Source organism: Streptomyces sp. NPDC059443 (assembly GCF_042750105.1).
In the GTDB taxonomy this organism is placed as follows: Bacteria; Actinomycetota; Actinomycetes; order Streptomycetales; family Streptomycetaceae; genus Streptomyces.
The window spans coordinates 25,158-33,234 of sequence record NZ_JBHYVM010000031.1; the positions used below are offsets into that span (position 1 = coordinate 25,158).

Annotated in this window: 8 protein-coding genes; 7 read left to right on the top strand and 1 reads right to left on the bottom strand. The window is 68.4% G+C overall.

The annotated features are described in order from the left end of the window. Positions 1-34: 34 nt before the first annotated feature. Positions 35-271 carry a DUF397 domain-containing protein gene (locus ACFXDJ_RS26525; protein WP_112450436.1) on the top strand — a complete coding sequence of 79 codons (237 nt, stop codon included), beginning with the start codon at positions 35-37 and terminating at the stop codon, positions 269-271. Positions 272-378: 107 nt separating this feature from the next. On the opposite strand, the gene ACFXDJ_RS26530 is transcribed toward ACFXDJ_RS26525, so the two are convergent. Next, positions 379-891 carry an ATP-binding protein gene (locus ACFXDJ_RS26530; protein ID WP_384653150.1) on the bottom strand — a complete coding sequence of 171 codons (513 nt, stop codon included), beginning with the start codon at positions 889-891 and terminating at the stop codon, positions 379-381. A 315-nt stretch (positions 892-1,206) separates the two neighbouring features. Between ACFXDJ_RS26530 and ACFXDJ_RS26535 the strand changes: the two genes are divergently transcribed. From ACFXDJ_RS26535 to ACFXDJ_RS26560, 6 genes are all read left to right on the top strand, one after another. Continuing rightward, positions 1,207-2,085, top strand: coding sequence for a helix-turn-helix domain-containing protein (locus ACFXDJ_RS26535; RefSeq protein WP_384653163.1), 879 nt, complete (start codon positions 1,207-1,209; stop codon positions 2,083-2,085). A gap of 107 nt (positions 2,086-2,192) precedes the next feature. Next, positions 2,193-3,650: an aldehyde dehydrogenase family protein gene (locus tag ACFXDJ_RS26540; RefSeq protein ID WP_384653151.1), complete on the top strand. Its 1,458-nt coding sequence runs from the start codon at positions 2,193-2,195 to the stop codon at positions 3,648-3,650. Between the two features lie 60 nt (positions 3,651-3,710). Continuing rightward, positions 3,711-5,786 carry a penicillin-binding protein 2 gene (mrdA, locus tag ACFXDJ_RS26545; protein ID WP_384653153.1) on the top strand — a complete coding sequence of 692 codons (2,076 nt, stop codon included), beginning with the start codon at positions 3,711-3,713 and terminating at the stop codon, positions 5,784-5,786. 92 nt (positions 5,787-5,878) lie between these two features. Beyond that, on the top strand, positions 5,879-6,382 hold the full coding sequence (locus tag ACFXDJ_RS26550) for a DinB family protein (RefSeq protein ID WP_384653155.1): 504 nt from the start codon (positions 5,879-5,881) through the stop codon (positions 6,380-6,382). Positions 6,383-6,476: 94 nt separating this feature from the next. Next, entirely contained in the window at positions 6,477-7,235 is a 759-nt protein-coding gene (locus tag ACFXDJ_RS26555) for a MerR family transcriptional regulator (protein ID WP_384653157.1), read from the top strand. Positions 7,236-7,319: 84 nt separating this feature from the next. Next, the coding region (locus tag ACFXDJ_RS26560) for a DedA family protein (protein ID WP_384850530.1) at positions 7,320-8,077 on the top strand (758 nt) is incomplete at its 3' end.

Genomic DNA, 8,077 nt, shown 5'->3' on the forward strand with positions numbered 1-8,077 from the left:
GTGCAGTTGACATCTGCACTATCGGGGGCTTCCTGTGGACCACGCGTACAACGGGATGGCAGCTGCAGAGCTTGACGGAGTGACCTGGCAGAAGAGCAGACACAGCAACTCTCAAGGTTCCTGTGTGGAGTTCGCCAAACTGCCGGGAGGCGACGTTGCCATGCGCAACTCGCGGTTTCCGGACGGACCGGCGCTGGTGTACACGCCGGCCGAGATAGAAGCGCTGCTGCTGGGTGTCAAGGACGGCGAGTTCGATCACCTGATCAGCTGAAAAGAGCTTCCCAGCACTGAATATCAAGCCATGCACGTGCACTGGCCGGGACTGATCGCAATGATCAATCCCGGCCAGTTGCCGTGTATGTACCGGTTCGCTCCGGCTCAGTCCTGGAGCGTGAACAGCGCCCAGACGACCTTGCCGGTCAGCCGCCCCGCCAGCGGGTGCCAGCCCCAGTTGTCGCTGTAGGAGTCGACGAGGAAGAGCCCGCGCCCCGACTCCAGGTCGCAGTTCGCCTCGGTCGCCTCCGGCGCGAAACTCCCGCCGGGCCGGTCCTCGCTGGGGTCCCGCACCGCGCACACCAGCCGGGTGCTCCACCGCATCAGGTGCAGCCGCACCGGCGGCTCCGCCTCGCCCGTACCCGTACCCGCACTCGCGCCCGTACCCTGCCGGGAATCGTCCGGGAGGGCGTGGCGCAGCGCGTTGGTGACGAGTTCGGAGACGACCAGCGCGACATCGTCGAAGCGCTCGTCGAGGCCCCATTGGGCGAGCGTGGAACGCGTGAAGGTGCGTGCTCCGCGTACCGCGTCGAACCGGGCGGGCAGCGCGCATGACGCGGACCCGGAGACAGCCGTGGGGTCGACCGGGGGAAGCCCCTGCCGTAACGGCTCGAGCATGGTCGATCCATTCGTCCCCATGCGAGGCACTCCCGGGATTCGAAAGAACTGCGGGGCACGCAGGTGCGCGGGACCATGGTTCCGAATGCCGAAGCCGGATGCAAGGGCAGATGCACGTGCACGCGCCGGACCTGTCCCCTCCCGTGACGGTTCTTGCTCATTTCTTCCTACGCATACTTACGGACTTCTTTTGCGGCGGGCCGGATTCCGTTACAGAACGAGTACGGGCCGATGCGTTTTGGTGGCAGACTGCGGGCCCTGAGGGGCACGGGGGCCCCTGCGACGCAGCCATCCGAAACGTGCACCCATCGCAGACTGGGGAGGGCAGGACTAGTGACCGCAGAAGCCAGTGGTTCTGTGGTGCGCCGCATACTCCTGGGCTCACAGCTCAGGAGGCTCCGAGAATCCCGCGGCATCACCCGTGAGGCGGCCGGCTACTCGATCCGCGCATCCGAATCGAAGATCAGCCGCTTGGAGTTGGGAAGGGTGAGCTTCAAGGCCAGAGACGTCGAGGACCTCCTCACGCTCTACGGAGTCACGGACGGCGCGGAGCGGGAGTCCCTCCTGGGGCTGGTCCGCGAGGCCAACGTGGCCGGCTGGTGGCACAGCTACGGCGACGTCCTGCCCGGCTGGTTCCAGACGTACATCGGACTGGAAGGCGCCGCCTCCCTCATCCGCATCTACGAAGTCCAGTTCGTGCACGGCCTGTTGCAGACCGAGGCCTACGCCCAGGCGGTCGTCAGCCGCGGCATGCCCGGCGCCGGCCGCGCCGAGATCGACCGCCGCGTGGCGCTGCGCCTGGAGCGCCAGAAGGTCCTCGTCTCCGAGAACGCGCCCGTCTTCCACGCGGTCCTCGACGAGGCCGCGCTGCGCCGCCCGTACGGCGACCGCGAAGTGATGCGCGGCCAGCTGGAGCACCTCATCGAGATCTCGCAGCGCCCGAACGTGCAGCTCCAGGTGATGCCCTTCTCCTTCGGCGGCCATTCCGGCGAGAGCGGTGCCTTCACGCTGCTGCGCTTTCCCGAGTCCGACCTCCAGGACGTCGTCTATCTGGAACAGCTCACCAGCGCCCTCTACCTCGACAAGGACGAGGAAGTGAGGCAGTACGAAAGGGCGATGCTGCGGCTCCAGGCCGACTGCCCCGACCCCGGACAGACCCGGGATCTCCTGCGCGGACTGCTCCAACTGTCTTGATTCACACGTAGTATGACGATCGCTCAGCGTATGACGACCGATCGGTGCATGGCGGCCGACCGGGATCCGGTGCAGCGCAAGGGTGCGCGCTCGCAGTAAGGGATGGCATGTCCATATTCGACGACGTGGCTCACCAGTACATCGACGGCGAATGGCTGGCCGGTACCGGTTCGTGGGACATCATCGACGTCAACCCGTACAACGGGGAGAAGCTCGCGGCCATCACCGTGGCCACCGTCGAGCAGGTCGACCGGGCCTACCGCGCCGCCGAGCGTGCCCAGAAGGAATGGGCCGCCACCAGCCCGTACGCCAGACGCACCGTCCTGGAACGCGCCCTGCGGATCACCGAGGAGCGCGAGAAGGAGATCGTCGAGGCGATGATCGACGAGCTCGGCGGGACCCGTCCCAAGGCCGAGTACGAGGTCCACCTCGCCAAGGAGTTCATCCGCGAGGCCATGCAGCTGGCCGTCCGCCCCGAGGGCCGCATCCTGCCCTCGCCGGTCGAGGGCAAGGAGAACCGGGTCCAGCGCCTCCCCGTCGGGGTCGTCGCCGTGATCAGCCCGTTCAACTTCCCCTTCCTCGTCACCCTCAAGTCGGTGGCCCCGGCCCTGGCGCTGGGCAACGCGGTCGTCATCAAGCCGAACCAGAACGCACCCGTGGTCGGCGGCGGGGTCATCGCCAAGATCTTCGAGGAGGCCGGACTCCCGGCCGGGCTGCTCAACGTCCTGGTCACGGACATAGCCGAGATAGGCGACGCGCTCCTGACCCACCCCGTCCCCAAGGTCATCTCCTTCGCCGGTTCCGACCGGGTCGGCCGGCACGTCGGCGCGGTCGCCGCCCGCCACTTCAAGCGGACGGTCCTGGAGCTCAGCGGCAACAGCGCGCTCGTCGTCCTCGACGACGCCGACCTCGACTACGCGGTGGACGCGGCCGTCTTCAGCCGCTTCGTCTACCAGGGCCAGGTCTGCATGGCCGCCAACCGGATCCTGGTCGACGTCTCCGTCGCCGAGGAGTTCACCGAGAAGTTCACCGCCCGCGTGCGCGGCCTGAAGACCGGCGACCCGCACGAGGCCGACACCCACATCGGCCCCCTGATCAACTCCTTCCAGGCCGACGCCCTCACCGCGCTCGTCGACCGCGCCGTCGACTCCGGGGCACGAGCCCTCGTACGGGGCTCTACGCGCGGCAACCTGGTCGAGCCGACCGTCCTGGCCGGGCTCCCCGAGGACTCCCCGCTGCTGGGCCAGGAGATCTTCGGCCCCGTCGCGCTGCTCGTGGTCTTCGACGGCGAGGACGAGGCGGTCCGCCTCACCAACGCGACCCCGTACGGACTCAGCGGCGCCGTCCACACCCGCGACGTCGAGCGCGGGGTCCGCTTCGCGCAGCGCATCGAGACCGGGATGATCCACGTCAACGACTCCACCATCGGCGACGAGCCGCTGGCCGCGTTCGGCGGGGAGAAGGCCTCGGGCCTGGGACGGCTGAACGGCGAGGCCACGATCGAGGCCTTCACCACCCAGAAATGGATCTCGGTCCAGCACGGCCGCACCCAGTTCCCGTTCTAGTCCCTCGGGAGACCTAGACTCGGACGCGTCAGGCGAGGACGCGTCCGGGGGAGAGCCGAGTTGAGCAACATACCGGAGACCGGGCGCACACCCCGGGTCCAGAACCGGCTCATCATGATCCAGATCGTGGTGTTCTCGCTGCTGCTCACCCTCGGCGGCAGGCTCTGGTACCTCCAGATACGCAACGGCCAGGAGTACACGGCCGAAGCGAAGAACAACAACACCCAGCAGGTGGTCCAGCCCGCCGTGCGCGGCTCGATCCTCGACTCCCGCGGGGTCCCGCTCGCCGACAACGAGACCCGCATGGTGGTCTCCGCCAGCCGCACCGACCTCTCCAAGATGAAGGACCGCGGCAAGGGCGTCCTGACCCACCTCGCCGAGGTCCTCGGCCTCAAGCCCGAGGACGTGGTCAACGGGGTCCGGCTGTGCGACGCCAAGACCCCCAAGCCCTGCTGGAACGGCTCCCCGTACCAGCCGATCCCCATCACCGACGAGGCGAGCACCGACCAGGTCCTGGAGATACGGGAACACGCCGAGCAGTTCCCCGGCATCACCGCCGAGCCCACCGCCCTGCGCCGCTACGCCGGCCCCGACGGCGCCAACACCTCCCAGGTGCTCGGCTACCTCTCCCCGGTGACCGACGCCGAGATAAAAAAGGCCAAGAACTCCGACTCCCCGTACCTGCGCTCCGACCAGGTGGGCCGCAGCGGCCTGGAGCGCACCTACGACAAGGAGCTGCGCGGCAAGGCGGGCATCACCCGCTACGAGGTGGACAACCTCGGCCGGATCCTCGGCGAGGGCGTCAGCGACAAGGCGCAGCCCGGCGCGAACATCGTGACCTCGATCGACTCGCGCGTGCAGGCGGTGGCCGAACGCGAGCTGAACAACGCGATGATCGAGGCCCGCAAGGGCTACGACAAGAACACGCACCGCAACTACGAGGCCGACTCGGGCGCCGTGGTGGTCATGGAGGCCAAGACCGGCCGGATCGTCGCCATGGCGTCCAACCCGACCTACGACCCGAACGCCTGGGTCGGCGGCATCTCGTCGAAGGACTACGCCGCCCTCACCGACAAGGACTCGAACTACCCGCTGCTGAACCGGGCCATCCAGGGCCAGGCGGCCCCCGGCTCGATCTTCAAGGTGGTCTCCTCCACGGCGGCGGTCAACGCCGGCTACCCCTTCAACGGCCGCTACGGCTGCCCGAGCTCGTACTCGGTGGGCAGCCAGACCTTCACCAACTTCGAGTCCCAGGGCTACGGGGACATCACCATCGGCAAGGCGCTGGAAGTCTCCTGCGACACCGTCTACTACGGCATCGCCGACAAGGAGTGGAAGGCGGACGGCGGGATCAAGCCCAAGGCGCAGCCGGGCGACATCTTCTTCAAGACCGCCCACGAGTTCGGCCTCGGCAAGCCCACCGGCGTCGACCTGCCCGGCGAGGTCCCCGGCCGGGTCCCCGACCGCCAGTGGAAGAAGGACTTCTTCGAGGCGAACAAGGCCGCCTGGTGCCGCGACGGCAAGAAGGACGGCTCGTACGCCGAGAAGATCGCCTACGAGAACTGCCGCCAGGGCAACCAGCTGCGCGAGGGCGACGCGATCAACTACTCCATCGGGCAGGGCGACACCCTCGTCACCCCGATCCAGATGGCGTCGATCTACGCGGCCATCGCCAACGGCGGCACCCTCCACCAGCCCGCCATCGGCAAGGCCGTAGTCAGCGCCGACGGCACCTCGGTGAAGGAGATCGCGCCGAAGGCGCAGGGCAAGCTGCCGATGGACGCGGAGCTCCGCGACGACATCGACGGGGCCCTCGCGGCCGTGGCCACCACCGGCAGCGCCGCCTGGCGCTTCGGCGGCTGGCCGCAGAAGCAGATCCCGATGCACGCGAAGACCGGTACGGCCGAGGTCCAGGGCAAGCAGACCACCTCGTGGTTCGCCTCCTACACCGAGGACTACTCGATCGTCATGACCATCTCCCAGGGCGGCACCGGCTCCGGAGCCTCGGGCCCCGCCGTCCGCAAGATCTACGAGGCGATGTACGGCCTGGACGAGAAGGGCAACCAGGACCTGTCGAAGGCCCTGCTGCCCAAGCCGCAGACGGAGCTGCCGCCGACACGCCAAGAAGGCCAGTAGTTCCGGACAGAAGCTGACCGCAAGGCTTCGTACCGTGGTTCTCGTCAGCAGGAGAAGAACCTCACGAAAGCAGGCGGTCGGCCATGGCTCAGATGTCCACAGAGGTCCCCGGTGACGAGCGCGGCACGCTCCTCGCCTTCGTCGAGTCCCAGCGCGCCGCTCTGCGCAAAACGGTGGAGGGGCTCACGGAGGAGCAGGCCGCCAGCCGCCCGAGCGCGAGCCAGCTGTCGCTGTCCGGGCTGCTGAAGCACGCCGCCGAGTGCGAGCGCAACTGGCTGTACATGGCCCGGCAGGAGCCGAACCCGTACCGGCGCACCATGGAGACCTGGTCCGACTCCTTCCGGCTGACCGGCGAGGAGACGATCGAGTCCGCCCTGGCCCTCTGGGACGAGGTGGCGGCGGAGACCGAGGCCCTCGTCGCCGCGGTCCCCAGCCTGGACGAGACCTTCCCGCTGCCCGAGGCCCCCTGGTTCCCCAAGGACGGCAAGGTCTCCGTGCGCTGGATGCTGCTGCACCTGGTGGAGGAGTTCGCCCGGCACGCCGGCCACGCGGACATCATCCGCGAGACCATCGACGGAACCCGCGCCATGGGGTGACGCCCTCGCCGGGCTCCCGGGCTCCCGGACTTGCACCTCACGCCACGTGAGGGACCACAGTGAAGGGCGTACCCAACCAAGAGGAGCGGGAACGATGAGCTACTCCGTGGGCCAGGTCGCGACCTTCGCCGGAGTCACGGTGCGCACCCTGCACCACTACGACGAGATCGGGCTGCTCTCCCCGAGCGGCCGCAGTCACGCGGGGCACCGGCGGTACGACGACGCCGACCTCGACCGGCTGCAGCGGATCCTGTTCTACCGGGAGCTCGGCTTCCCGCTCGACGAGGTCGCGGTCCTGCTGGACGACCCGGAATCGGACCCGAGGGAGCACCTGCGCCGGCAGCACGCCCTCCTGACCGACCGGATCGACCGGCTCCAGCGGATGGCCAAGGCCGTTGAGCACGCCATGGAGGCGAAGAAGATGGGCATCAACCTCACGCCCGAGGAGAAGTTCGAGGTCTTCGGGGACAAGGACCCCGAGCAGTACGCCGAGGAGGCGGAGCGGCGCTGGGGCGGCACCGAGGCCTACGCCGAGTCGCAGCGGCGGGTCGCCACCTACACCAAGGAGGACTGGCAGGGGATCCAGGACGAGGTCGCCGACTGGAGCGCCCGCTACGCGGCCCTGATGGAGGCGGGCGAGCCCGCCGACGGCGAGGCGGCCATGGACATGGCCGAGGAGCACCGCCGGCACATCGACGAGCGGTACTACGACTGTTCGTACGAGATGCACACGTGCCTCGGCGAGATGTACGTCGCGGACGAGCGGTTCAAGGAGTTCTACGACTCCATGCGCCCGGGCCTCGCCGAGCACCTGCGGGACTCGATCATGGCGAACGCGGTGCGCAAGGCGTAGGCGGCTTTCTCCCTGGAACCAGGCGGGGGTGGTGTGCGTTCATAATTGGACGGACACCCCCCGATCCAGGAGAGCCCGGAACTCGTGAACATGCTCGCGCTCGGCCCTGAGTGGATTTCCCCGGAGTACCTGATCGGGCAGTTCGGCCTGATCGGCATCCTGGTCATCGTGTTCGCGGAATCGGGTCTCTTCGCGTTCCTGCCGGGCGACTCCCTGCTCTTCACGGCGGGCCTGTTCGTCGCGAGCGGCACCATCAAGCAACCGCTGTGGCTGGTGTGCACCCTGATCGTGGCCGCCGCGATCATCGGCGACCAGGTCGGATACATGATCGGCAAGGTCTTCGGCCCGAAGATCTTCAACAAGCCGAACTCCAAGCTCTTCAAGCGCGAGAACCTCGACGCGGCGCACGACTTCATGGAGAAGCACGGCCCCAAGGCCATCGTGCTGGCCCGCTTCGTGCCGATCATCCGCACCTTCGCGCCGATGGTCGCGGGCGCGACCGCGATGAAGTACCGCACCTTCCTGATGTTCAACATCATTGGCGGCGCCCTGTGGGGCGCGGGCGTCACGATCCTGGGTTACCAGCTCGGCCAGTTCGAGTTCATCAAGAACAACGTCGAGCCGATCTTCATCGGCATCGTCCTGATCTCCGTCATCCCGGTGATCTTCGAGGTCCTCAAGGGCCGCAAGGAGAAGAAGGCGGCGGCCGGCTCCGCGGAGCGCTCCGCCACCGGCGCCGGCGCCGGGGGGGGGGCCCCGGCCCCCCCCCCCCCCCGCGGGCGCCCCCCCCCCCGCGAAGCGGGCGCCCGCCGACCGCCAGCCGCCGCCCCCCGCGGGCCCGC